The following is a 26,088-nucleotide window of genomic DNA, read 5'->3' as shown; positions in this document are numbered from 1 at the left end:
AGCTTATTAGTTACTAGTTAATATCACAAATTATTGACGAGATGGCGATCCGGGATGACACTGCAACAGACACATCTTTCGTCTAACTTAATCATAAACCTTCGTGTCGGTGCTACCGGCATTCAGCTTGATATCCGGCAAATCACGCACATACACAGAGAAGCTCCAGCCAGCGGCAGGACCTGTCGGTGTCCATGTAAAATCGAGCTGCCAGCAATGCAGCACACGCTTGAACGTGAATTCATGCGAAACAAACTTACCTTCATTATAATCGTATCGGGTGCTGTAAGAAACATCCCAGTTGACAGTCGGTTGGAACGATGCCGAAATACCCGTCGAATGAGAAATGTTGTCTTTGAACAAATTCTTAGCCACGCGCGTACTGCTGAACGAATAGCGGTAATCCAAACTCAAAGACCAATTCAGCATTTCGTACTTTTCAAGTTGCGAAGGCAAGCCTCCATTAAACGTACCGCTCCAATGGAAATTCTTTGAAAGTTCATACCCCCAGTATGTGAGTTCCGGGAACTTGACTTTATTCGGATTCGAATCGTACTTGTGGTAGAAGCTATGGCGGGTATTGATGGTAAACATGTAGTCCGGCAAAACCTGGAATCCAAACGAAGACGAAATATCCGAGAAATTCAGCGAGTCTGCCGCAAAGTTGTACGAAAAATTATGTCTTGTAGTAAGCAAGCGGCGTGTGCCATACTGGTCCTCAACGGCCTTGGCCTTTTTCGAGGAATCACCGCGAGTCGTATCGACTTTTGCAGCCACCTTGAGATACTTGATATCAAAATCGTTACTCAAGCTAAAGCCAATCGTCTGTTGCTTTTGCTGGTACGGATATTGTCCGAGATACGGATGCGGAGCAAACTTTTTGACCGTATCGATTTCAGGCGCATACGTGTAAGAAACGCTTGGAGAAAGCACATGGCGAATACCAGTGAACCGCCCGATTTCAGGAACCCAGATACCATAGAGTTTTGTATCGGCGGTCAAGCTGTAGCTATGGTTGTAAGCAACGTTACCATAAGTTCCTTCTTCAGGATTAAAGCTCACATAGCGCTTTCTTTTGTACAAAGAATCATTCGGATTGCGCCAAGAGGTACCCGTCCAATATCCCGTAAACGTTGCTCGCGGCGTAATGTTGATAACGTCAAAAAGTCGTCCAGAATAATCGAGCGTATAAGTACCCGTGTAACCTAAATAATGCGCCGTCGTATCCTTGTTCTGCAAAGTGTCGCGTTCGCGGTGCGACTTGTAGTTAAAGCGGTTCGTAAAGCTGTAGTTGAACTTTTCAAGGAACGACTGGAACGAGCCGTCTTCGGCAGCAATTTCGCCTTCATCCAATTCAAAATTGAAAAGGTTTCCGCTCATGCGGTACTGGATATCGGGCAAGTCGCGTTCAAGCATGCCCGTCGTAAGGTTATGATTCTGTGAAATCTTGACCGTCAAACTCTTGTTGTTGCCGAACTTTCCAGAATAAGCAAGTGAAGCATTTGCCTGTTGGTTCAAAATGGTGCTCGATTCCAGCGAGTTATTCTTACGGATTCCCCTATCGCTCACAAAGGAGCCCTGACCACTCAACGTGTGCTTTGCATCGGGAGTCAAGTTCTGGTTATGCGAAAATTCAATATCGTAACCGCTGTTGCTAAAATCGAATTCTTCGAGGTAGCTCGTATAGCGCAAGTAGCCATCGAGCAAATATCGTTTCTTATAGCGAATTTCGCCCATCAACGTCGAGCGTTCAAAACGTGCTTCGTCGCCTTCAATCACGTCTGCAGAAATCGTAGCATCCCAGTAATCATTGGCAGCGTAGTAAAAACCGATATTGCGCAAGTAATAGCCCTGCTTTTGGTCGCCACCGAACTTGGGCGTCAAAATACCGGACTTACGACCACTCTTGAGCGGAGCCACAATCATCGGGAGAACTGCCACAGGCACATCGGCAATATTCAACACCACCGGTCTTGCGGTAATCGTCTCCTTGGGCTTTACCACCATGCGGCGTCCATAAAAGTAGAAGTGCTGGTGAGTTGTATCGTTACATGTACTAAAGTCACCGCGCGCAATCTGGATTCGCGTATCCGGCAAACGGCGGACTTCCATACCGTTCAACTGCTGGTTGTCCTGGAACGTCGTTGCGTAATAGACCTCGCCTATTTTAGACTTGAGGTTGTACTTGAGACGCATACCCGAAAGCGAAGGATTCTTGGTTTCGCGAAGTACGGGATTTCCAGAAGCGGCCAAAATCTGATTCTTTTGGTCCATCCAGATGGTATCGGATTCAAGTGTTGCGGTTCGGTACTTGAGTTGAGCAGACTTGTTCAAGTTGAATGTCGATGTTTCTACATCGTACACCAGGTCAACCGCATGATATTCAATGGTATCGACGCCTGTCGTATCGTTCATCCAATCGACCTCGGTCGTATCTTCTACAGGCTGCTCGCGCTCTTCGAGTTCAAAGCGGGTCATGTCCTCGCCATAAGAGCAAGGAGCAAAGACCGCAGCGACAAGCAATGCAAAAACGGCCCACAGATAACGATGGGTTTTGGACAAAATCACGGTTCCACAAGATAGAAAAAAAGAACGCTCCAAATATGAAGCGTTCCTCAAATTTTTGATTATAGCGGAATATTACTTCAGCAGGGCGTTGGCGCCGCTTACAGAACCATTGTGGTCAATGGAAATAACGTAGCGACCGCTCGGGAGCTGAGAACCATTCCAGTTAATCGTATTCACGCCAGCAACAGCATTGTCGAGGCCAAGCTTTGCGACCTGTTCGCCATCGGCATTCATGATCGTCACTGCAACACGACCCGTAGACTTAACCGTGAACGAGAGAGCCTTGCGATTGAAAAGGCGGAGGCTTGCATCACCCGAGCGAACCGGAGTCGTCTTGGTGAACTTCGGAGCGGTCTTAGCCTTTTCCACATAAACGCCATTCACATCAGCAGAAGCAACAGCGACATCGTTCTTGACAAGGTTACCACGGCTGAGCACAGCAACGAGCTGCTTGTCATTTTCGGTAGCGCTTGCAAACGTTTCAAGTTCCTGAGCGTTCACGCGTTCCTTGTCGCCATACCAGCTCTTGACGGCCTTGTTGTCCAAGTCCTTCACGGTAATCTGGGCGCGACGAATCACGGTAGAATAGGTTTCGCCATTGCTCGTATAAGTGATTTCGAGCGGCTTGTTGACCTGGCCGCGGAGCTTTGCCTTAGAAAATTCAATATTTTGACCCTTGAGGCTTACACCATCAACAGCGGTAATAACATCACCGGCACGGAGATTGGTTTCTGCTGCCGGAGTGCCCGGGATGACTTCGGCCACATGAACGCCTTCGCCCACCTGATAAATGGTAATGCCGACACCACCAAAAGATTCGTCAGCCATAAGCGGAGCCGTCATCATTGCGGCAATCAAAGAAGCCTTAACAAAACTATTCATAATAATCTCCTTAAATTTCTTCCATAATATATAATAAAAAGTTCTTATTTCAAACGGATTCAGGCCGAAATATACGGAATAAAACGGCAAAAACACCCTTCAACGCAACGGATGGGCACATAAGCGGTCTTTTTTGGCTAATGCAAACTACTCTTTGACGCAACGAATAGGGACTAGCTCATCCTCGTCCACATAATAAAACGTCATGTAATTGAAACCAAAGCCAAACGCCCAAATATCACCTGGATTTTTGTAGCTATAAGCCCAGTACTTGGTATTTTCCGGTCCTCTTTCGGTATGCGGCTTTTTACTTGTTCCTAAAGGCAAAAATGAAGTTCCTTTAGTATTACAATCAAATCCATTACAGCGAGAACCTATATCAGACACAAATTGTTCATTATAACAATTTTGCAAAAATGGAGAAAGATAGTCATATTCCCTTGTTTTTAACGAATAAGCAGCCATCGAATCAGGTAATTTCCAGCCTGCAGGGCAAGCGGTTAGAGCGGCTTCCTTCGAATAAAATCTACCAGCAATTTCGCACCCTTCTTCAACAGGGATGCTTTGCGAAGCGTCTGCCGTCACATATCTCAAATTTTCAGCCATCCACGTGTATCCGTTATGAACAACAGTCCTGTAAGTTTCTCCGTCACGTTCATCAATTAACGTTCCATACTCGATATCAGGATTGAAGTAATACTCCTTCGGGAACTCACAACTCCATTCCATCATAGAATGCCATTTGCCGTTATAACAGATATATTGGTTTTCACCCCCAGCATTGCGATTGTAAAGCCTTTTGTTATCTGTATCGCAAGGAGCTTCATTGAAATCGACCCAAACATTTTGGAAACATACATAGAACATCAAAGTATCGCGTAAGCCCTGGATTGTCATCCCTTCTGCATCACAGGCTCTATCGCCAATGTCCCTTTCTCTATAAGTAGCCTGGTCCCAGCCTGATTCATGGCAGATGTAAAAGATACCACCATTACTTTGGTTACTCCATTCACTTTCTATCATTTTTCCGATGCGGTCGCAAGGAATTCCTGTCGTTTCCTTTTCCAATTGAGTAGCAATTTTCCATTCTGAATTTTTGCACAGATAGAACCTAGTCGTATCCGTCGGACTTTGAATAACTTTTGCTGAATCGCCGCACGGAATATCCTTAGTCTCATAATCCATTTTTGTAGCGACATTCCAGCCGTTTTCCTTGCAAACATAATAATGTTCACTTAAAGAAGCACTCTTGAACATTTTGCCAATTTCGTCACAAGGAATATCCTTGGTATCATCTTCATAATTCATCAAAAGCGTCCAGCCGCTTGTACCGCAATAGTAAAGCGTGTCAGCTATGATATTTTTAAGACCAGCTTGTTCGATAATACCAAATTGTTTACCATCGCAATAAGGGAGTCCAATACATTTCCGATAAACGTTGTTTAAAATATAAGTAGGTGGAACAGATTCATAACCGGTAGCGGCACATCCTGGTTGACCGATTGTTCTTGCCCACAACGAAATGTTTCTATAAGGGATAAAAGCATTTTCTTCGCCTCCCCAGCTATTGCTTGGAGAAACATTCCATATGCCGCAATATTCGGAACGATCTAAAGTTCCCTTTTCAGAAAACGACTTGACAATGTTATAGGTCACAACAGTATCACGATCAAAGAAATAATTCAATGTATTTTCAACGTCAGCCCTCGAAAAATTAGCCGGCCTATCCATCAACGGGTTTTGAACAAACAAAGTATCCAATCCCAATGCTGCAACGAGTTCACTCTTTGCAATCTTTTCGGCATCTTCCGCAGCAACTCCATCCGCAATCAACTTTACAGCACGTCCTTCAACAAGCAAATTATAGCCGTTAATCGAACGAGGAAGTTCTTCAGGACGAAAACCGCCCGTTCCCCACGTATAATCAGGAAAAGCAGTAGCACCATTCGATGCAGATAAAGAGGCAACACAACCTCCGCCAGCACCTCTGCCCGGAATTCCAGTATCTAAAAAGTCCAAATAATACGAGCTTGAAGAAAGCAGCTTATCTTTAGCATCAGAAGACTGTGCAACTAGAGAAGAACTAGAAGCTACGACATCTTTCGAGTCACTAGACAAGGTTGTACTAAATAAAGAGGAACTTGAAGATTGAGTCTCATCCGTAGCAGACAAATTTTCGTCACTAGAAGAGCTATCCTCCTGAGCAATTGCACCACTATCAAAATCCGCGATATTTTCGGATTCCGAGCACGCGACTAACGCGACGACCGACAGCAAACAAGCAAATTTTTTCATCAAGCCTTCTCCCTCTTAATTTTATTCCTTGATGCAACGAACCGGCACGTAAGTTGTATAGTCGTATTCCTTACCTGCGTACATTTCTCTAAGATCTTCGCCCCACCAAAAATCAACATCAATCCCATTAATGTAGGCGATACGGCGTTTCTTTTCTTGAGTCGGGCTCATCCACATAAGATAGGATCCTCCTTGCCCACCATATAAACTAAAGTCAGGTTGGTTCATGATTCTTCCTGTCGGAATAAAACTCAAGCCGTGAGGGTCATTCGTTCCTCTAGAATAAAGCAGCGAAAATAAATTTCTAACATCCAATGGCGAACCTCTAAAATCTTCAATATCGCTAGAATCAGGGAGCCGCCACCCCTCGGGGCAAACTTCTGCGGCAGTGTATAAATCGTAGAAACGCCCCAAGTTTTTACAGCTGTCTTGGAGACAAGTTGTCGATTGAGGATTGTCCGTCAAGAATGTTCCCTCGTACTTCATGTTTTCGGCCATCCAAGTTTTGCCTTTAAAAACAGTCGTACGGTAAATGCGATGGTCGCGTGGGTCTTCGAAACTTCCGTAATCAAAATCGGGATTGAAATAATATTCAGTGGGGAAATCCGTGTGCCATTCGCCTGCGCGCCGCCATGTTTTGTTATAACAAATGTATCGATCGAAGCCTGGGTTAACATTTTCATTTTTAACGGTGACACGCATATTGTCGGTATCGCAAGGCATATTGAAAAACTTAGTCCACATTCCGTCATGGCAAACGTAGTACAAGTTCGAATCCGACGGACTTTGGTACGTCTTGCCCTCGCTATCACATTGTGCGTTCAATGTTTCAAAATCCATTTGCTGGGCATAATCCCAGCCGCGGTCAGCAAAACAAGGAGCTTCTTGATGACCATTATGGGTTCTGCAAAACGCCGTCGTTCGGCAAACGTAGGTGACATTTGGTCTGTTCGGGCTTTTGTAAAGTTTACCATGTTCATCGCAGGGAACGTCAAAAGTTTCTGCATCGATGGTCATCGCCTTATGCCATCCCGAATCTAAACTGCAAACGAACGAAGTATCGGGACGTTTAGAATAAAATACGTATTTACCTTCTTTGTCACATGGATTTCCATCAGTTGCAAGTTCCATCTCATTCGGCGTATTCCAGCCATTTTCCCTGCAAACGAACGGAACTGTACCCAAATACGCATAAATATGCTTTACCTCGACGACGGTCTCGCGATTGGACTGGTCGCAAATAGGAAGGTTCATGCACTTGCGTCTTGTCTCATTGACCAATTCTAGCGGGATGGGGCGCGGTATGCCTCCAGCACATCCTTTCGATTCGAAAGCACTGTTGTCGTATAAAGTGTAACGGGGATAGGTGTTAAAAATATTGGGATAATATCTTCCGTTTTTTCTTTCACTTTTGTAGTTGTCCAAATCCTCAAAATTGCAGTAATGCTCGAATAAAAGCGTGCCGTTCTCTGCAAAATAATCGTTCACACCCTTATAAAAATCGCTTTGCGTCGTGCCGCCAAAAATATAGTCGAGAGCTCGACTGACGGTGACCTTTGTGACACCTGATTTTTTATTGATAACGGAATCGATTCCCAAGGCCTCGAACAGTTCCGTTTGTGCGATGCATTCAGCCTGCTGCTTTGGTGCAATTCCCGATTCGGAAAGTTTTTGGATACGCTTTTCGAGAATCGTGTCGAGCGCAACCATGTGCGCGGGAGGATTGCGTGCAAGGAGAGTATCGTAATAGGAGGCGTAATCACTCGCCCCAATTCTGCTAACGCCAGAACCTTTGACAAACGCGGCTACACCGCAGCCAGCTCCGCCGCCCTTATCCCAAGAATAGTCTTCGCTGGACGCAATGGAGTCAAGACCATCCGTGATGATCATTGACACACAATTTTGAATGAGCATGGGCGCAGACGAACTCGACAGCAACACATCGCTACTGCTAGCGGCAATTTCCGAAGAGCTTGATAGTTCCTCGAAGCTCGAAGAGCTCCCCTCCTGAGCGGTGAGGTCGCTATCATTGAAAAACGCAACATTTTCCGACTCGGAGCAGGCAAACAACACCAGCACCGAAAACAGAAATGCAAAAAATTTCATCCGTCCCCCTTCTACACAATTGTAGTGCACCCAAACACTCGTCTTAAAATACATTCAAATTATTTGAATGTATTTAAAAAAAATCAACGCCCAGAATAAGCGTTGAGAGTTACGCATTTTTCAAAATCAAGTGAAAAATGCCGAAAAATATTGCAAAGTAGCATTTTTATACTTTAAATTATATTGAAAAGTTTCAAAATTGGCGAAATCAAATAAAAAAGGCGACCCCGGCACGGAGGCCGGGGTGACAACTCAAAATTATTCCGTCAGTTCGCGGGATTCTTCGTAAGACGGGCGGTCGTCTTCGTAGTCCTTGATGCTCTTGTCGCCAGGAACAACGATAAGGCCAAGCGTTACAGGTTCACCCTTCAAATTGATGTAGGCTTCAAGATAAAGTGTCGTAGAGAGGCGAATAAGACGCAAATCCATCATCGTGCCACCCTTGTGGATACTCATCGGATTGCGATTGAAGAAGAGGAACTTTTTGTTGATGTATTCAAAGCGGTCTTTTTCATAATTGATGGACCATTCGGTATCGCCATCATTTTCTTGGCGGTAGGTGCAGCGGTCATTATCGATATCACATTCGAAGCTAGCACTTTCCTGGTAGCGCTTGTTCCATTCGCGGCTGAAGGCGCACGACTGCACACGGGAACCGCCATTGCGGTGCTTGTTCAATTGATCGTTGATGACAACGTAGTCCATCTTCATTTTCTTGACTTGATTATAGACATTCATGAGGATGATGTAGGCTTCGATATCCTTGGGGCATTTGCCGGTAAGGTTCACATCTTCATGAGCTTTCAAAAGAGTCTGTTGCAAATCGATATCGATTGCATCCGGGATTTCACTTTTCTTGATTTTATCAAGAACTTCCTTGGGCGGGACACGTACGATTTTGTCACCCTTCTTGATAGCGTAACCGAGCTGGTCACGAACATAGTCCAAGCACTGCTGCACGTGAATATGCACGGTATTCGAACCTGCCGAAACAAAGTCCGCACCGATACGCACGTTCCATTCATCTGCCGTATTTTTTGCGTCTTTATCGAGTTCGCAGAACGGGTCTTCGCGAGTACCGTCCACAAAAATCAAATTGACGTGAAGCTTTGTCACGAGGGATTCTTCTTTGTTGATGGCACTGCCCAAACTCCAGAAATTCGGATTCAAGCGGAGCACTTCTGCAAAGGCCTTGTCGCCATCGAAAGCAGGCAGCAAGGAATCGTTACGGGCATTCTTTTCTTGTAACAGTTCAGAATAAGATGTCTTGACATCCATGTTGTCGAACGAATTACGGGCAACGGCAGAGAATGCCGAAGTTGCCATAAACGAGCACAAGAAAGCGATCGAAATACGCCATTTAGAAAACATTTTCCCTCTCCTATTTTTTCACAATCTTTTTTACGGCAAAGTTGAGCAAGTACATGACAACTCCACCCGCAATAATCGTGGGGCCCACGACAAAATTGAACTGGCATGCAACCAAAAGCCCAAGCACAACGAGCACAAGCGAAACCAGAACCGAAATCACCATCATCTGGAGCAAGTTCTTGGCATAACATTCCGCGATATACGCAGGAATTGTCAAAAGCGCAATCACAAGAATCATGCCCACCGCCTGCACAGCAATCACAACCGTGAGCGCAATCAGCGCAATCAAAAGCATGTAATAGTTCAGCACGGGAATGCCACGGACACGCGCAAATTCCGGATCATATGAAATCGATAGAAAGTTACGGTAGCAAATAGAAACTGATGCCAATATGAACACAAGCAACGCGCCCATCCACCAAAGAAGTTCCGTCGGCACGGTCAACAGGCTACCAAACAAGAAACTCATCATTTCACTGCTATAACCCGGCGTTAAATCCGTGAGAATCACGCCAAGCGCCATACCCGCAGCCCAGATAATCCCGATAAACGTATCGGCATGTTTGCGGTCACGCCAAGTAAGCGAGCCCATGAGCATCGCACAAGCCAAAGCAAAACCTAGCGCGCCAAGCATCGGTGAAAAACCGATAAAGCAAGCAAGCCCAACACCGCCAAACGAAGCATGCGCCACACCGCCCGAAAGCGAAACGAGGCGGTTCACGACGACATACGTTCCCATCACGCCGCAAGCAATGGCCACAAGCACCGCTGCAATCAGGGCGTTCTGCATAAAATCCATGGAAAGTAAGTCGAGCATATTTTTAGCTTTTGGTTATTAGTTATTGGTTATTAGTCAATAGACTTTTGTTTAATAATCGCGTCCAAGACGTCTTATAAAAACTAAAGACCAATGACTATTGACTAAAGACCTCTGTTATAGATTCGTAATTAACTTCTCTCTTAAATTTAGTAAATGCGGGATGTGAAAATCCACCCAATCGGGCGCTTGTATGTTAGGATTTACAAGAACTGTAGTCCAGCCGCGTTCGTGAGCGGGTTCCAAATTGCGGAGTGAATCTTCGAGCAGCACAATTTGCGACTTTTCTTTGGCATTTGCATCCAAAACGCCTCGCGCCACAAGCCAGTTTTCAATCTTTTCGTATGCGCTTACGTGCGGTTTACCTTCCCAATCCATTAGCTTGAGGTCAAAAACATCCTCAATGGCAGGCGCAATTTCCATGCGGGCCATACCGGCGCGGCTCCAGTCCCCTCGCCCATTCGTAAACACAAAGCGGTGCCCCACAAGCGATTTTAGTAGAGCAAACTTTTCAGGCGATACTTTGGGGTAAACTAAGTATTCCGGTTCATGAATAAAGTCAAAGAAATCATCAGGCGCAGTTCCGTTCATTGCCATGAGGCCCGAAAGCGTTGTTCCAAAACGATGCAGATAATCCTTGCGGATTTCCGTTGCACTTTCGAACGTACCGCCCACAGTCTTTTGGACAAACTCAGCAATGCGGTGATCGAGCGAATTTAAGACAAAACGTTCCTCTTCGCCATAAAGCGTCAGGTCGTAATCGAACAACCAAATTTTAGAAGCATCGTTTTTTATGCCGTCGTTCAACGCACTCACCTTGATTAATATCCCATGGCAAGGCCGCCAATTTGACGAGCCAAGTACGTTGCATAATTATCCGTCATGCCGCTCACAAAGTCAAGTACCTGGTGGTACGCTTCGGCAGTCGTGACACTCTGCCCAATTTTAGCCTGCCCGATAAGGCGTACAATTCTGTTTGCACGGTACGAGTTGCGACCGTTTTGACGATAATCGTAAACGCCGTTGATAAATGCATCAAGCACGGTGCTAAGCGTCGTGTAACTACCGACTTCAAGTTCCGTCTTGCGGCGGTCAGGATAAATGCGTTCCACGCCCAAACGCTTTGCAATGCGAATGCCTTCCATCGTATCGGAACGGGAAAGGTCAATCAAATGCTTGTCGAGCGTTCCTTCCATAATGCGGTCGTAATGCTTCACAAAAAGCACAGCCACGTCATCAATCAAATTCTGGATAGCACGTCCACGAATGCTGCTGAGGAAGTCTCTGAAGTTCTGGCCATTTTCTTCAAACTCGCGGTCGATATCCACGTCCGGACCGCACAAGAAACTAAACATATTGCGCACATCGCCAAACGTCAAAATGCCAAGTTCAATTGCATCTTCAACATCGAGAATGGAATAGCAAATGTCATCTGCAGCTTCCATCAAGTACACGAGCGGATGGCGAGCCCACACGCCGTTTTCAATTTCAGGAATACCAAGGATTTCTGCCGTTTCGCGGTAGAGTTCGGCTTCAGTTCTAAACAAACTTGTAGGGCAACCGTAATAAGCAAGTCGCGGATACTTGATCATCGAACCGATCGTTGCATACGTTAAGCGCATGCCGCCATCGAGGAAATGGTATTCCAGCTTGCTCAAGATGCGATGGCCTTGAGCGTTACCATCAAAGTTTTCAAAGTCCGCAATTTCCTTGTCACTCATTTCGGACATCGGCGCAGAATGGCGATTCTTGCGGAACCATTCACGGATAGCGGCTTCGCCCGCATGGCCAAACGGAGGGTTACCGATATCGTGCGCCAAGCATGCCGACTGCACAATCGTTCCGAACTGGTATTCGTTCACATACTTCGGCAAATGCTTTTTAATCAAGTGATACACCGTAATCGCAAGGCTACGGCCCACGCTCGAAACTTCGAGGCTGTGTGTAAGACGGCTGTGAACATGGTCATTCACCGAGAACGGGTGAACCTGAGTCTTACGGCCTAAGCGACGAAAAGCTGTAGAAAAAACGATGCGGTCGTAATCGCGATGGAAGTCAGAACGGTTCGGGTCCGGATCGGCCGGGTGACCGTAACGCGTTGCAGAAAGAAGCGTATCCCATTGTAGCATATTATAAATATAGAAAGGTTATAGGCTTTAGGTATTAGGCGTTAGGTAAAGAATCGCGGCTTCGCCGCCCTATACAGATGCATAAAATGCATGGCTATTTCCTATTACCTATGACCTACAACCTAACTCCTACATAGCGGCGACCGAGACGAACTTTCGGTTATCGAGTTTCTGTTCACCATCAAAACGGTAAGCAACGAGGCGCCCGTCACCGCGGTAGCCTGCAACGCTGTAATCCAAGCAGCAAACGTTATCACGAATAAGTTCAGGGAGTCCCGTCAACCAATAATGTCCAAAGAAAACAGGACGTTCATTTTCGCCATAGAAATCGCGAGTCTGGATTTCAAGCGGCACTTCGAGCGGAGGCAATTCCACACCCGGCTGGAAACTGAGTTCCTGCAAGTTGACGTTTTTCGGGTTAATCCACCAACGGATTCGCGTACGCTTACGGAGTACACCTTCAGCATCTCGGAATGTCACGCCCTCCGGCAAATCCAATTCCGGGCCCTTTAAGAACAAACTTATCGGCCAATACAGCGAATCATCGTATTCGTCATTTTTGTCGTTCGCGCGTGCAATCAGCTCATCGAAATTGCCATCCGTAAAAGAACGGATGCCTTCGGCTTTAAGCACTTCAGCGCATTTCAAGTCAAAGCAGGCGTGCTGCGCACGGAACAAATCCGTTTCCAAGTAAAACGGGAGCGTCTTGAGGAAATCGAGCATTTCCTGAAATTCAGCCTTGCGCCCGCGATAGCTTTCTACTGTTTTCACGTGAATCGCTACTTTGTTAAAAGTATGTTCACGCAAATAGCCGCCATGAATTGCTTTTATAGGTCGCCCACCGGCTCCATTCTCTTGCCAAAAGCTAAGCGCATTGAATTCGTGATTGCCCATCAACGCAACTGCAGACCCCGCATCGCGCATGGAACGCACAAGATTTACAGTTTCGCGAGCATGACTTCCACGGTCGATATAATCGCCTAAAAAGACAACCGTTCGAGCATTGCCCGGATAGCGATACGCGCCCCCCTGCTCTTGGTAGCCTAACTTTTTAAGGAGCACCACGAGTTCATCGTAGTGCCCATGAATATCGCCAATGAAGTCAATCGAAGCGTTCATTAAACCGCAATCGGAGCCTTGATAGTCGGCCACGGATCATAATTCACAAGTTCAAAATCTTCGAACTTGAAATCAAACAAATCCTTGACATCAGGATTCATCTTCATCGTCGGAAGTGCACGCGGTGTACGCGAAAGCTGTTCACGAGCCTGGTCAAAGTGATTGCTGTACAAATGCAAGTCGCCGAAAGTATGGACAAACTCACCGGCTTCGTAACCGCAGACCTGAGCAAGCATCATCGTCAAGAGCGAGTACGATGCAATGTTGAACGGCACGCCGAGGAACATGTCGGCACTGCGCTGGTAAAGCTGACAGCTGAGCTTGCGCTTGCCACTAGCGCCTACACCGCCCACGTAGAACTGGAACAGGCAATGGCACGGCGGCAAAGCCATCTTGTCGACTTCTGCAACATTCCAAGCGCAAACCAAGTGACGTCGAGAATCCGGATTGTTCTTGAGACTGTTAATGAGATTTGCAATTTGGTCAATGTGTCCACCATCGGGAGTCGGCCAAGAACGCCACTGGTGACCGTAAACCGGACCCAAGTCGCCATTTTCATCGGCCCATTCGTCCCAAATCGTAACCTTGTTATCGTGCAAGTACTTGATGTTCGTATCACCCTTCAAGAACCACAGCAGTTCGTGAATGATACTGCGCAAGTGGAGTTTCTTGGTCGTAAGGCACGGGAAGCCTTTGGAAAGGTCAAAACGAGTCTGGCGGCCAAACACAGAACGAGTGCCGGTGCCAGTGCGGTCGGAACGGTCCACACCGTTATCGATAATATCTTTGAGAAGATCTAAGTATTGCTGCATATTGTAATTATATAAAAATTGACTGGATTCTTCGGACTTCGTCCTCAGAATGACGTCAATACGTTTTCCTAAGCCGAAGCGACTTCGTCGTTTCCGAACACTTCTACGCGCTTGTACTGCTTGGCAACTTTGCCTTCGACTTCAGCGGCATTTTGCAGCAAGAGTTTGTTCAAAGCCTGCAATATTAAGTCCTGCGTGTGCTTGGGAACAGGCTTCTTGCCAAGGCGTGCCTTCTGCACCATCTTATGGTTCAAGTTCACAGGGAGCATCTCGACAAGGTCGTGATTGCTAAAGTTATTTGCGGTCAGAATTTCATCAAGTTTTGTCATATTGCAAATGTAGAAATCTAAAAAAAAGGCGACCCCGGAAAGGCAAACGAGGCGAACGCTGCGTCAAAGAATTTATTTCTTTGACATAGCTGAGCCGAAGGGCATTGCGCTTGCGCAATAAATCCGGGGTGACAGTGAAAGGCGACTCCGGCATCATGGAACTCGATGGATCGCCACGCATCTTCGATGCTCGCGATGACGTTGTTTGGCGGAATACCTTGAATCTATTATACAAGAAAAGCCCCGGGCTTATGCCCGGGGCTTTGTTTGAGACTCTAAAAGGTATTAGTCACCAACGTAGTTGCTTTCGCACTTCATACCGTCATTTTCCGGTGTGACGAAGTGCATTTCAATACGACGGTTCATTTCGCGACCATCTGCCGTAGAGTTATCGTCAACCGGGCAGGTAGAGCCGAGACCAACAGCCTTGATGCGATTCTTAGCAACACCGAACTTCGTGAGCTGCTTCATAACGGCCTTAGCACGGCGGTCAGAGAGCTTGAGGTTCTTCTTTGCCTTACCGCGGTTGTCGGTATGACCCTGGATCACAATCTTGAGATCCTTATAAGCTTCGTCTTCCTTAAGCTTCTGAGCGATACCCTTAAGGATTCTCTTAGCGTTAGCGTTGACGGTTGCAGAACCGCTCTTGAAGGAGATACCTTCGAGCTTTTCTACCTTCTTCTTCGGGCAGCCGAAGCCATCATCGCCAGCTTCATTCGGGCAGCGGTCAAGACCAGCGCAGACACCTTCGTAAAGGTTGAACATGTTCTTTTCGGTGACCCAAGCATCGCAGACGCCGTCCTTGTCAAGATCCGGATCCGGGAGCGGGCAGCCATCGTATGCAGGCACGCCGTGTTCGAGCGGGCACTTGTCAAGGCCCTTGCAGGACTTGCCAATGAACCATTCCTTAGCGAGAGCTTCATCTTCGGCAGCCTTTTCGAAGTAGTAGCCGAGCTTCTTCTGTACAACCCATTCGTCGCAAACGCCGTCGCCGTCGCTATCCGGGTCATCCCACGGGCAGCCCTTATTGCCGGCAGCACCTGCTTCACCCGGACACATGTCGTAGCCCTTGCAAACGCCAGTGTACTGATCGAGCTTGTTCTTGTCGGTAACCCACGGAGAGCAGAGACCGTCGCCATCCGGGTCCGGATTGTCTTCCGGGCAACCGTTGTTGACAAGCGTACCAGCTTCAGCCGGGCACTGGTCGATGCCTTCGCAAATATCCTTGAACTGATCAAGCTGACCCTTCTGGCTTACCCAAGAATCGCAAACGCCATCCTTATCCGGGTCCGGATCATCGGACGGGCAGCCATTGGAGTTGTTACCCTTTTCGGTCGGGCACTGGTCGATACCTTCGCAAACATTACGGAATTCGTCAAGCATACCCTTTTCGGAAACCCAAGCGTCGCAGACACCATCTTCATCGCTATCCGGGTTACCCATCGGGCAGCCGCCGTTCAAACGATGACCATAGTCATCCGGGCAGCGGTCATCGGCATCAGCCACACCGTCGCCATCGCGGTCCTGCGGAGCAAGGAAGCCGGACCAAGTAAGACCACCGAACAAGGCGAGCTGCGGGTTCACGCGAGTCTTGGTAGCCTTGATACCGGTGAGGAAGTTTTCTTCGTTTTCCATCACGCGGGCAAAGTGAACCATGTTGTCATTACCAACATAGACAGATGCACCGAGCTGGATGTCAAGACCGATCGGCAAGTGGAACACGGCACCACCGGTCACCTGCTTCATGTCGAGCTTTTCCGGAATGACAGAGCCATCGGCCTGGCGGTTCCAGACGAAGTCTTCGGTCTGAATATCCATGTAGAATTCACCGAAGAAGGAAAGGAAGTCAAGCACATAGAATTCAAGAGCTGCGCTTGCAAACGGGAAAGACATGTAAGCCTTGTCCATAGACATACGGTAACCACCGTTGACATGAACGAGGAGAGGCATAACGTCAATCTTGGAAAGGTCGAACGTCAAAGCGGCACCGACGGTCATCACAGACTTAGCAGTACCGTACGGGAATGCCATGCCAACTTCCTTGGCAATGTATTCCGGTTCACGAATCCAGACACCCTGCTTGGAGTTCTTGGAAGTCTTGAAAGAATATCTGAAGAAAGCAGCGAAGTCGATAGGCACATCTGCCGGAATCGGTGCGCGAGCCTTCAAGCTAGCAGTCACGTTACCGATGTAGCCAACCTTCGTACCGGCGAGAGGAGCGCCATTGCAGCCCGGTTCTTCACCGCAAACGGAATTGCCGTTGAACTGGTCATAGAAGACCGGCAACGTTACACCGATATCGAAATAGTCCAAAAGACCAATAGCGAGGCCGACATAGGCACTGATACCGCTAAAGTTTGCAACTTCAGCCTTCTGACCGTAGTAGTCGTTCTCCATTGCATAATGGAAATTGTTCTCAGGATCAGCCTTGAACATGCTATTTCCAAATGTATAATCGCCCAAAGCTGTAAACACAAGCTTAGAATGACCAAGAGACTGAGCTGACTGTGTCTTATTGACACCGACGAAGCCCGTCTTGTTAATCGTATTGGCGTGACCAGCGAAGGCGGATGATGCCGCCAAAGCCAGGGCCAATCCCATTGCTACTCGTTTCATAGAGTCTCCTTGATTTTGACCAACCCTTGTCTAGAGTTGTACTTATAGTAATGTATACGTGAAATATAACTCTTTAAAAAAAAGTCCGCACTTTTTCTAACGCAAATTAATGGATAAATAATACATAAAATTTAATTTTCGCCATTTGATTGATTTTTTTTTACACAAATTCACTTAAAAAACGTACTTTCGAAGATTTCCGGGTAGCAACGGCATAGACTTGTAAACCCACTTTTACCAATGATTATATGGTCCAAAACCGGTATTTGCAAAATTTTACCTGATGCGCAGAGAACACGCGTAATCGACATGTCTTCGGGACTAGGTTCTAACGAGCCCGAGGGGTGATTGTGGACAAAAATCACAGATACGGCGCGGTCCTCGATAGCCAAAGCAAAGGCCTCACGCGGGTGCACAGGAGTCTGATTTACAAGTCCAGTCGTGAGTTCATGAACGCGAATGATGTAATTTGCCGAGTTTAACGAGATAACAACCAGATGTTCCTGCGATTCGTATTTCATGTACGAGACACGCGAAAGTACATCTTCGGGAACAGAAACGGGAATCGCCTTGTCGCTTAAAATAAAGCGACCCGAAAGTTCCAGACACGCCAAAATTTGTGCGGCCTTGACTTTTCCAAGTCCACGAATTCGCTTAAGACTTGCAAGCGTAGGGACCGAAGTTTCTGTCGACAAGAATTGAGAAAGGCGCCGAGCAAGTTCAAAGACATCACAATCATGGCAACCACTCCCCAAAATAATTGCCAACAGTTCTTCGTTGCTCAAAGCGCTGACACCGGCGTATTCCATTTTTTCACGCGGCATCAAATTAAATTCGGGCCTTGCAAGCAAGGCCACCTGATTATGATTCATCCATGTATCTCCTGTAAAAAGGGTTCTGCTATATAAACACGCTTTTTACAGGCTTTTGTACTAAAATTTTTTGAAAAAAAAATTTTTGATGCAGCCGTTACCGAAAGTTGAACCTTTCGGGGCTAGGCATTAAAAGAATACATTGAATACAAGCTGAAGAGCAAACAAGCTCGATTTGTTTTCAACAACCTTTGCTACGTGTATTGTATTATTTGCAGAAGCATAGATTTCTGTGTCCCTGTCTTCAATTCCTCTAAGGTCCCAAATAAAGCGGAGGCCCAAGTCACATTGCAACCCGCTAGCGGAGAATGAAGTACCAATACCGCCAACAACAGACGGAATGAACGTCTTGATTTTCCATTCATCTTCTGCAGCGCGCTTAACGGTCTTATATTCACCATCCTTAGGATCATAATACTTCAGAGGTTCGCCTGCCGCGTCCGTATATTCGTATTCATGGTCCGTGTCGAAATTGAAGCTAAGACGAAAACCGCCTTCGAGATACACATACGAGGTATGCAAGCGCAACATGAGCGGGATATTGATATTGTAGAACGACTTTGCGTCATTTACCTTGTATTCACCCCAGAAATCATCGTCACCACCTGCGCCCTTGATTTCTTCAGAAAGATAGCCAAGCCCAAAATTCAATTCAGGAACAAAAGAAAGAATTGGATTTAAAGGCATCATGAAGATAAGACCGATATCCCCAGAGACACCGACCCATTCGTTATCGCCATACTGCTTTACGAAATCTTTATCGGTCGGATAATTTGCCACAAAGGCAACACCAAGACCAAGATGGACACCCAAACGAGAACGCATGCCCTGGTTATTGCTACTGCTATTGCTGGTACTGCCATAAGACGAAGCACGAGCTTCTTCAAAGGTTTTGTACTCAGGTTCATTACTTACCGGCAACTTGTTGCCATAGCCATCATCGACAGTGCCTTCGGACCTTGCAGGCGGGATGTCGTTACCGTAGCCATCATCTTCGGCAAAGGCGTTTGCGCTAAGGCACATCATGGCTATAGCAGAAGCAATCATAAACTTTTTCATTTTTTCTCCTTAAAACAACATCCGGTGCTGTTATAAATTCGATTTTATTTGATAGGGTTTAAAATACAAAAAAGAAGAACAACATTTCCAGTCCCTTTTACAAAAAAGTTTCAAAAAAGTTCCATTCTTCTTCTACACCGCTAAATTTGCTCAAAAAAAGCAAATTTGGATGTATTAATCTTTTAATTTAAAAGCAATTAGAGTCGTGAACCGAAATAATAATTGACAACAAGCTGTATATTCCACACCTTTGTCTTGTTTTTCACAACGCTATGTTCAACGTAAAATTCGTCATATTTTTCAATACCGCCAACATCAAGAACAAAGCGTGCACCAACATCAATATCATGATGATCATCGGCCCTGAAGGTACCGCCAAGACCAAAGATAAGGGACGGCACAAAAGTCTTTGGTTCCCAGTTCCCTGATCTCGAAACCGAAATCGTATTGCCATCAATGTCCGATCCGCTAAAGGTATGAGAAGAGGCAAAGTTCAGGCTCACGCGGGCTCCGGATTCAAGATAAAATTGCCGATGCGGAGTAAAACGAACGGCGACAGGAATTCTGAATCCATATGCACCGCGATTTTCAGAAACGTCATAATAAGAAACAGAACCAGCATCTCTAGAGCTTATAACCATGCCAAAATTCAATTCCGGCACAACGCTCAAATACCGGTTGACTCTGATGTTGAACGCGCAACCCAAATCAAAAGCCACGTTCATCCATTCATTGCTTCCCAAATATTCTGATGGATAATCCCAGTAGCCACCCAAGCCCATCCCCACATGGACACCGGTGATGAATTGTTCTACAGGGGGATCATCAACGGCAAACGCATTGGGGCATAAGCACATCAGCGCAACAGCCAACGTAGCTATAAAACGTTTCATTCTAACTCCTTTTTTAAACTTTCCCATAAAAGAAAATAATTCTTCTATGGTTCACATAAAATAAAAAAAGGAGAACTAGCTTCGAGAAAAGCGTTCCAAGAATGAGCTTAATCGTTTGTTTTGAGATTGATTGAACACAAAGTCTGGCGTTCCCTGTTCCACGACAACGCCCTGATCCATGAAAATGACTTTATTTGCGACATCGCGGGCAAACGCCATTTCGTGCGTCACGATGACCATCGTCATGCGGTCTTCTGCAAGTTTCTTGATAATCTTGAGAACTTCGCCCGTCAGTTCTGGATCCAGAGCACTCGTCGGTTCATCAAAGAAAAGAATCTTTGGCTTTAATGCAAGCGCACGCGCAATGGAAACACGCTGTTGCTGACCACCCGAGAGTTCACACGGGTAAGATTTTTCCTTGCCTTCAAGGCCCATCTGTTTGAGCAAGAATCGAGCAAGCGCACGAGCATCTTCACGGGAATCGCCCAGCACGCGGATTGGAGCAAGCGTCAAGTTCTGGAGTACGGTCAAATGCGGAAACAAGTTAAAGTTCTGGAAAACAAGACCTGTCGAAAGACGAATTTCGCGCAAGACCTTTGCTGGAGCGTACTTAATGTTTCCACCAATGCAAGAACCTGGAATAACCATATCCTTGCCATCGACTTTAACCTCGCCCGCCTCGAACGTTTCAAGCTGGGTAAGGCAACGGAGTAGCGTGCTTTTGCCAGAGCCGGATGGTCCAATAATCGAAAGCACCTCGCCCGCCTTAAGATCGAACGAAATATCCTTGAGCACATGCAAGTCGCCAAAAGATTTTTTTAAGTGCTTGACTTCGAGAATCGGAGTTTTCAAATCAAGAGCGGCATCGTTTATAATTACAGACTGAACATTAGCAGAATCCATGCCACGCCTCACTTGTAATAATTGAGTTTGCGTTCAACGTAAGCAAAGACCATGCTCAAAAGCAAGTTCGCCACATAATAGAAAACGCCTGCCACAAACAACGGGTATATGCTTGCATAGGCCGCCTGCTGCTTTTTGGCAAGCGCAAAAAGTTCCGTCACGGCAATCACCTGCGCTAGCGAAGTATCTTTCACAAGCGTAATGACTTCGTTTGCACTTGCAGGCACAACACGTTTTGCAACTTGCGGGAGAATAATGCGGTAAAAAGTCTGAGCACGAGTGAGTCCCAACATGTAGGCCGCTTCGTACTGACCTTTAGGAATCGACTGGATACCACCGCGAAAGATTTCGGCAAAATATGCAGCATAGTTTATCGAAAACGCGACAATCACTGCCGGAAAACGGTCAAACGAGAGATCCACGCCCGCATATTCGCTCAGGTAATACGAGCCAAAGTAAATCGCCACAATCTGCAAAAGCAGCGGAGTGCCACGCATCACCGAGATGTAGAACGACACCGGATAACGCACCAAGCGGTAACGGCTCATTTTGAGTACAGCAATAAGGAGCCCAAGAGGAATCGAGAACAGGAGCGTGAGCGCAAAAATTGCAAGCGTTGTGCAGAAGCCGCCCCAAAGGACCGGAAGTAAACTGCTTAAATCAGACATCAAACAAACACCCTCGCCGCCCCCAACTTATTTGCCAAACCACTTGGCCGAAATGGCGGCAAACTTGCCATCGTTTTTCATAGAAGCAAGAGCCGCATTCACGGAATCACGCAAAGCCTGATCTTGCTTGCGGAAGCCAATTGCATAGACTTCTTTGTATTTACCTTCGTCAAGAATCGGATAGTTTGTACCATGCATTACATTCCAGTATTTGGCGAAGACTTCGTCCATAAAGACTGCATCAACATTTCCGGCAACCAAAGCTTCAATAGCCAATTCCATACTTTCATACGCATTAACTTCGACCACCTTTCCTAATTCGGAATTCATCAACACGGGTTCAGAAGTCGATGCCTTCTGTACGGCAATCTTTTTTCCCTTGAGGGCGTCAAGATGTTCGATAGACTTATCCTTTACCATAAAAACCAAACGGTTCATAAGATAAGGATCGCTCAGGTTCATCGAAGCAGCACGGGCGCTATCGACACTCATGCCATTCCAAATACAATCAACATTACCAAAATTCAGTTCATTTTCCTTGATTTTCCAGGAAATCAATTGGGGTTTGAGCTTCACGCCCATGCGCGCACAGACTTCGGTTGCAACATCAATGTCAAAACCGACAACATTGCTATCCTTGTCATAAAAGCCCATCGGCGGGAACGCGCCCATATGCCCTAGAACCAATACGCCGGCCGATTTTACCTTTTCATAAGACAAGTCGGAATTAAAAGAGACTTCCTTCTTTTCGCTGCATCCCCACAGCAAGGCAATAGCGAATACAGCAATCGGCGCAAATAATTTTTTCATTTTATTCTCCTTATTCATCAAAATAAAAATATTTCAATAAATAAGGATTTATTTGCCGAACCACTTGGCAGAAATTTCATCAAATTTGCCGTCTTTTTTCATTGCGGCAAGCACATTGTTCACAGAATCGCGAAGAGCCTGGTCTTTTTTGCGGAAGCCCACAGCGTAGACTTCGTCGGAAAGACCTTCTTCCAAAACGATGTACGGCTTAGCATTTGTCACAATCCAGTACTTGGCAACGATTTCGTCGAGGAATACAGCATCGACACCGCCCTTATCCAAATCCATGAGTGCGGTCTGGTTATCGTCAAATGGAACGATTTCCTTGGCGGCCTTGCCTGTTTCAGAAGCATCGAGCAACTTCTGAGCGGTAGAGCCATTCTGCACGGCAATTTTCTTGCCAGCAAGAGCAGCAAGGTTTGCAAGAGACTTGTCCTTCACGGTGAAAATCATGCGGTTCTTGAGGTATGCATCGCTCAAGTTCATGACCCTAGCGCGATCAGAATCAACACTCATGCCGTTCCAGATGCAGTCGATCTTGCCGGTGTTCAGTTCCTGTTCCTTAGCATCCCAAGAAATCGGCTGAGTCTTGAGCTTGATGCCGAGACGGGCGCAAACTTCAGTTGCAAGGTCGATATCGAAACCAACGATGTTGTTGTCCTTGTCGCGGAAACCCATCGGCGGGAAGGAATCGTCGAGGCCAAGCACGAACACTCCAGCAGCCTTGACCTTGTTGAAGGATTCATCGGTAGCGGTCTTAGTTTCGGACTTCTGGTCGTTGCAGGCAGAAAGGAAAGCGGCGCAAGCTACCGTCGCAAGAATTGCAATAAATTTTTTCATCTTAGATTCCTTGTTTTTGTTTTACACAGCAAATATAGGAAAGGAGTCGTTAAAAGGCTCCACAAACGTGAACGGGCTACAATTTCTTTTGGGGACATCCCGAAAAAAAGACCTTTTCCCGAGAGATTTGGACAATTGCTGTTTTCATACAAAAAAAGGGCCGCATCGCTGCGGTCCCTTTTTTCAGGTGGTAGGTTATAGGTTACAGGTCTTAGGGGAAGTATCACGCACTTCGTGCGTCCTTATAGGGCGGCGAAGCCACGATTATCAACCTAAAACCTAACCCCTATTACCTAATTCCTAATTAATCCTTGCCATAAACCTTTTCAGCGTAGGTGACTGTTGCGCCGAGGTATTCGCGGTTCATCTTGGCGATGTAATCGACGGTGATACCCTTCGGGCAAGCAGCCTGGCATTCGTAAAGGTTCGTGCAGTTGCCGAAGCCTTCCTTGTCCATCTGGGCGACCATGGCCAAAACGCGCTTCTTTGCTTCGACCTTGCCCTGCGGCAAGAAGCTGAGGTGAGAAACCTTAGCAGAAACGAAGAGCATAGCAGAGGCGTTCTTACATGCAGCGACGCAAGCACCGCAACCAATGCAAGCAGCAGCGTCGAATGCGCGGTCGGCATCAGCCTTCGGAACCGGAATCGTGGATGCTTCAGGAGCAGCACCGGTGTTGACGGAAACGAAACCGCCAGCTTGGATGATGCGGTCGAATGCGGTACGGTCGACAGCGCAGTCACGGATAACCGGGAATGCGGCGGCGCGCCACGGTTCGATCACGATGGTGTCGCCATCCTTGAACTTACGCATGTGAAGCTGGCAGGTAGTCGTTGCATGGTCAGGACCGTGCGGCATACCGTTGATGACGAGAGAGCACATACCACAGATACCTTCGCGGCAGTCGTGGTCGAAAGCGAAGCCTTCCTTGCCCTGCTTCATCTGTTCTTCGTTCACGATATCGAGCATTTCCAAGAAGGACATGTCCGGAGAAACATCGTTGATCTTGACAGTTTCGAACTGTCCCTTGGTCTTGGCATCCTTCTGACGCCAAATCTTCAAAGTCAAATTCAGTCCGCTCATTATTTGTAGCTCCTAGTAGCAAGGTGGACGTTATCAAAGGTAAGAGGTTCCTTGGAGAGTTCCGGTGCGATACCGTCGCCCTTGTATTCCCAAGCACCGACGTAGCAGAAGTTTTCGTCATCGCGCTTTGCTTCGCCTTCCGGAGTCTGGCTTTCTTCACGGAAGTGGCCACCGCAAGATTCTTTACGATGGAGAGCGTCGAGAGTGAGGACTTCGGCAAATTCGAGGAAGTCTGCAACGCGGCCAGCACGTTCGAGGTTCTGGTTGAAGGAACCTTCGGAGCCGAGCACGTTGACGTTTTCCCAGAATTCCTGACGGAGTGCCGGAATCTTTTCGAGAGCCGTCTTGAGGCCGGCTTCGTTACGAGCCATGCCAACGTATTCCCACATGATGTTACCGAGTTCACGATGGATATCGTTAACAGTGCGGTGACCCTTGATGGAGAGGAGCTTGTGGATGCGTTCTTCGGTCTGCTTCTTGCAGTCTTCGAAGGCAGCATCGGATTCAGAGACCTTTTCGAGCTTGGTACCTGCGAAATAGCCACCGATGGTGAACGGAATCACGAAGTAACCGTCGGAGAGGCCCTGCATAAGAGCAGATGCACCGAGGCGGTTTGCACCGTGGTCGGAGAAGTTTGCTTCACCGAGAACGAAGCAGCCCGGGATAGTGGACATCAAATCATAGTCGACCCAGAGACCACCCATGGTATAGTGGATAGCCGGGAAGATGCGCATCGGGACCTTGTACGGGTCTTCGTCTGTGATTTTTTCGTACATCTGGAAGAGGTTGCCGTACTTAGCAGAAACGCCTGCAACGCCCATACGCTGGATAGCGTCAGCGAAGTCGAGGTACACAGCCTGCTTGGTGTTACCCACGCCGAGACCCGCATCGCAAACCTGCTTAGCGTTACGGGAAGCCACGTCACGCGGGACGAGGTTACCGAAGCTCGGATACTTTTCTTCGAGGTAGTAGTAACGATCTTCTTCCGGGATCTGGTCCGGAGAACGGTTATCGCCAGCCTTACGCGGGACCCAAATACGACCGTCGTTACGGAGAGATTCACTCATCAAAGTGAGCTTGGACTGCAAATCGCCATGACGCGGAATGCAAGTCGGGTGAATCTGAGTATAGCACGGGTTTGCAAAGAGAGCACCGCGCTTGTATGCACGGAATGCAGCCGTTACGTTGGAACCCTGAGCGTTTGTAGAAAGGTAGTAGACGTTACCGTAACCACCGGTGCAAAGGCAGACAGCGTCTGCAACGTGGCTTTCGAGTTCGCCAGTGATGAGGTTACGGACGATGATACCGCGAGCCTTGCCGTCGATTACGACGAGGTCCATCATTTCGCGACGCGGGAACATCTTCACCTTACCGGCGGCAACCTGGCGCATGAGAGCCTGGTATGCACCGAGGAGGAGCTGCTGCCCCGTCTGACCGCGAGCATAGAACGTACGGGAAACCTGCGTACCACCGAAAGAGCGGTTGTCCAAAAGGCCACCGTATTCACGACCGAACGGAACGCCCTGAGCGACGCACTGGTCGATGATGAGGTTGGAGTTTTCTGCCAAGCGGTGCACGTTGGCTTCGCGAGCGCGGAAGTCACCACCCTTAACGGTATCGTAGAACAAACGATAAACGGAGTCGCCATCGTTTTTGTAGTTCTTTGCTGCGTTGATACCGCCCTGGGCTGCAATGGAGTGTGCACGGCGCGGGCTATCCTGAATGCAGAAAGACTTTACGTTGTAACCAAGTTCACCGAGGGATGCGGCAGCAGAAGCACCTGCAAGGCCAGTACCCACGACGATCACTGTGAACTTACGCTTGTTGGCCGGGTTCACGAGTTTGAGTTCAAACTTGTGCTTGGTCCACTTTTCTTCGATGGAACCACCAGGAATTTTAGAGTCAAGAATCATTAGTG

General features: G+C 47.2%; 21 protein-coding genes. All 21 read right to left on the bottom strand.

Features of this window, described 5'->3' with window-relative positions; all coding sequences use genetic code 11:
* Nucleotides 1-87: 87 nt before the first annotated feature.
* Nucleotides 88-2,568 (bottom strand): putative LPS assembly protein LptD, encoded by a 2,481-nt coding sequence (locus tag BUA34_RS01810; protein ID WP_254794276.1) that lies wholly within the window; start codon nt 2,566-2,568, stop codon nt 88-90.
* 72 nt (nt 2,569-2,640) lie between these two features.
* Nucleotides 2,641-3,450 carry a PDZ domain-containing protein gene (locus BUA34_RS01805; protein ID WP_072827020.1) on the bottom strand — a complete coding sequence of 270 codons (810 nt, stop codon included), beginning with the start codon at nt 3,448-3,450 and terminating at the stop codon, nt 2,641-2,643.
* A gap of 147 nt (nt 3,451-3,597) precedes the next feature.
* Nucleotides 3,598-5,745 (bottom strand): FISUMP domain-containing protein, encoded by a 2,148-nt coding sequence (locus tag BUA34_RS01800; RefSeq protein WP_072827019.1) that lies wholly within the window; start codon nt 5,743-5,745, stop codon nt 3,598-3,600.
* Nucleotides 5,746-5,766: 21 nt separating this feature from the next.
* Nucleotides 5,767-7,851 (bottom strand): FISUMP domain-containing protein, encoded by a 2,085-nt coding sequence (locus BUA34_RS01795; RefSeq protein WP_072827018.1) that lies wholly within the window; start codon nt 7,849-7,851, stop codon nt 5,767-5,769.
* A 258-nt stretch (nt 7,852-8,109) separates the two neighbouring features.
* Nucleotides 8,110-9,222, bottom strand: a complete 1,113-nt coding sequence (locus BUA34_RS01790; RefSeq protein ID WP_072827017.1) for a hypothetical protein — start codon at nt 9,220-9,222, stop codon at nt 8,110-8,112.
* Between the two features lie 10 nt (nt 9,223-9,232).
* Entirely contained in the window at nt 9,233-10,039 is an 807-nt protein-coding gene (locus tag BUA34_RS01785; RefSeq protein ID WP_072827016.1) for a metal ABC transporter permease, read from the bottom strand.
* Between the two features lie 117 nt (nt 10,040-10,156).
* Nucleotides 10,157-10,855, bottom strand: a complete 699-nt coding sequence (locus BUA34_RS01780; RefSeq protein ID WP_072827015.1) for an HAD family hydrolase — start codon at nt 10,853-10,855, stop codon at nt 10,157-10,159.
* A gap of 5 nt (nt 10,856-10,860) precedes the next feature.
* Nucleotides 10,861-12,168, bottom strand: coding sequence for a deoxyguanosinetriphosphate triphosphohydrolase (locus BUA34_RS01775; RefSeq protein ID WP_072827014.1), 1,308 nt, complete (start codon nt 12,166-12,168; stop codon nt 10,861-10,863).
* A 129-nt stretch (nt 12,169-12,297) separates the two neighbouring features.
* Entirely contained in the window at nt 12,298-13,287 is a 990-nt protein-coding gene (locus BUA34_RS01770; protein WP_072827013.1) for a metallophosphoesterase, read from the bottom strand.
* Nucleotides 13,287-14,099, bottom strand: coding sequence for a thymidylate synthase (locus BUA34_RS01765; RefSeq protein WP_072827012.1), 813 nt, complete (start codon nt 14,097-14,099; stop codon nt 13,287-13,289). Before BUA34_RS01765 ends, BUA34_RS01770 begins: the two co-directional genes overlap by 1 nt.
* Before the next feature lie 68 nt (nt 14,100-14,167).
* A complete protein-coding gene (locus BUA34_RS01760; RefSeq protein WP_072827011.1) occupies nt 14,168-14,428 on the bottom strand; it encodes a hypothetical protein in 261 nt (86 codons plus the stop codon).
* Between the two features lie 285 nt (nt 14,429-14,713).
* Nucleotides 14,714-17,044 (bottom strand): OmpA family protein, encoded by a 2,331-nt coding sequence (locus BUA34_RS01755; RefSeq protein ID WP_072827010.1) that lies wholly within the window; start codon nt 17,042-17,044, stop codon nt 14,714-14,716.
* 170 nt (nt 17,045-17,214) lie between these two features.
* Nucleotides 17,215-17,916 carry a RadC family protein gene (radC, locus tag BUA34_RS01750; RefSeq protein WP_072827009.1) on the bottom strand — a complete coding sequence of 234 codons (702 nt, stop codon included), beginning with the start codon at nt 17,914-17,916 and terminating at the stop codon, nt 17,215-17,217.
* Nucleotides 17,917-18,045: 129 nt separating this feature from the next.
* The gene (locus tag BUA34_RS01745; protein ID WP_072827008.1) at nt 18,046-18,975 is read right to left on the bottom strand and encodes a porin family protein; all 930 of its coding nucleotides are present in this window, start codon (nt 18,973-18,975) and stop codon (nt 18,046-18,048) included.
* Between the two features lie 197 nt (nt 18,976-19,172).
* Complete coding sequence (locus tag BUA34_RS01740) at nt 19,173-19,868, bottom strand: porin family protein (protein ID WP_072827007.1); 696 nt, start codon at nt 19,866-19,868, stop codon at nt 19,173-19,175.
* A gap of 75 nt (nt 19,869-19,943) precedes the next feature.
* Nucleotides 19,944-20,771: an amino acid ABC transporter ATP-binding protein gene (locus tag BUA34_RS01735; protein WP_072827006.1), complete on the bottom strand. Its 828-nt coding sequence runs from the start codon at nt 20,769-20,771 to the stop codon at nt 19,944-19,946.
* Between the two features lie 8 nt (nt 20,772-20,779).
* Nucleotides 20,780-21,439 (bottom strand): amino acid ABC transporter permease, encoded by a 660-nt coding sequence (locus tag BUA34_RS01730; protein ID WP_072827005.1) that lies wholly within the window; start codon nt 21,437-21,439, stop codon nt 20,780-20,782.
* A 27-nt stretch (nt 21,440-21,466) separates the two neighbouring features.
* The gene (locus BUA34_RS01725) at nt 21,467-22,249 is read right to left on the bottom strand and encodes a transporter substrate-binding domain-containing protein (protein ID WP_072827004.1); all 783 of its coding nucleotides are present in this window, start codon (nt 22,247-22,249) and stop codon (nt 21,467-21,469) included.
* Between the two features lie 48 nt (nt 22,250-22,297).
* A complete protein-coding gene (locus BUA34_RS01720; protein WP_072827003.1) occupies nt 22,298-23,089 on the bottom strand; it encodes an amino acid ABC transporter substrate-binding protein in 792 nt (263 codons plus the stop codon).
* A 304-nt stretch (nt 23,090-23,393) separates the two neighbouring features.
* Nucleotides 23,394-24,170, bottom strand: a complete 777-nt coding sequence (locus BUA34_RS01715; RefSeq protein ID WP_014547104.1) for a succinate dehydrogenase/fumarate reductase iron-sulfur subunit — start codon at nt 24,168-24,170, stop codon at nt 23,394-23,396.
* The gene (locus BUA34_RS01710) at nt 24,170-26,083 is read right to left on the bottom strand and encodes a fumarate reductase/succinate dehydrogenase flavoprotein subunit (RefSeq protein WP_072827002.1); all 1,914 of its coding nucleotides are present in this window, start codon (nt 26,081-26,083) and stop codon (nt 24,170-24,172) included. Before BUA34_RS01710 ends, BUA34_RS01715 begins: the two co-directional genes overlap by 1 nt.
* Between the last annotated feature and the right edge of the window lie 5 nt (nt 26,084-26,088).

This window comes from Fibrobacter sp. UWB12 (assembly GCF_900142485.1).
Classification (GTDB): domain Bacteria; phylum Fibrobacterota; class Fibrobacteria; order Fibrobacterales; family Fibrobacteraceae; genus Fibrobacter.
Note: the sequence above shows the minus strand (reverse complement) of the source record. Positions and strands in the feature narration are given on the sequence as shown.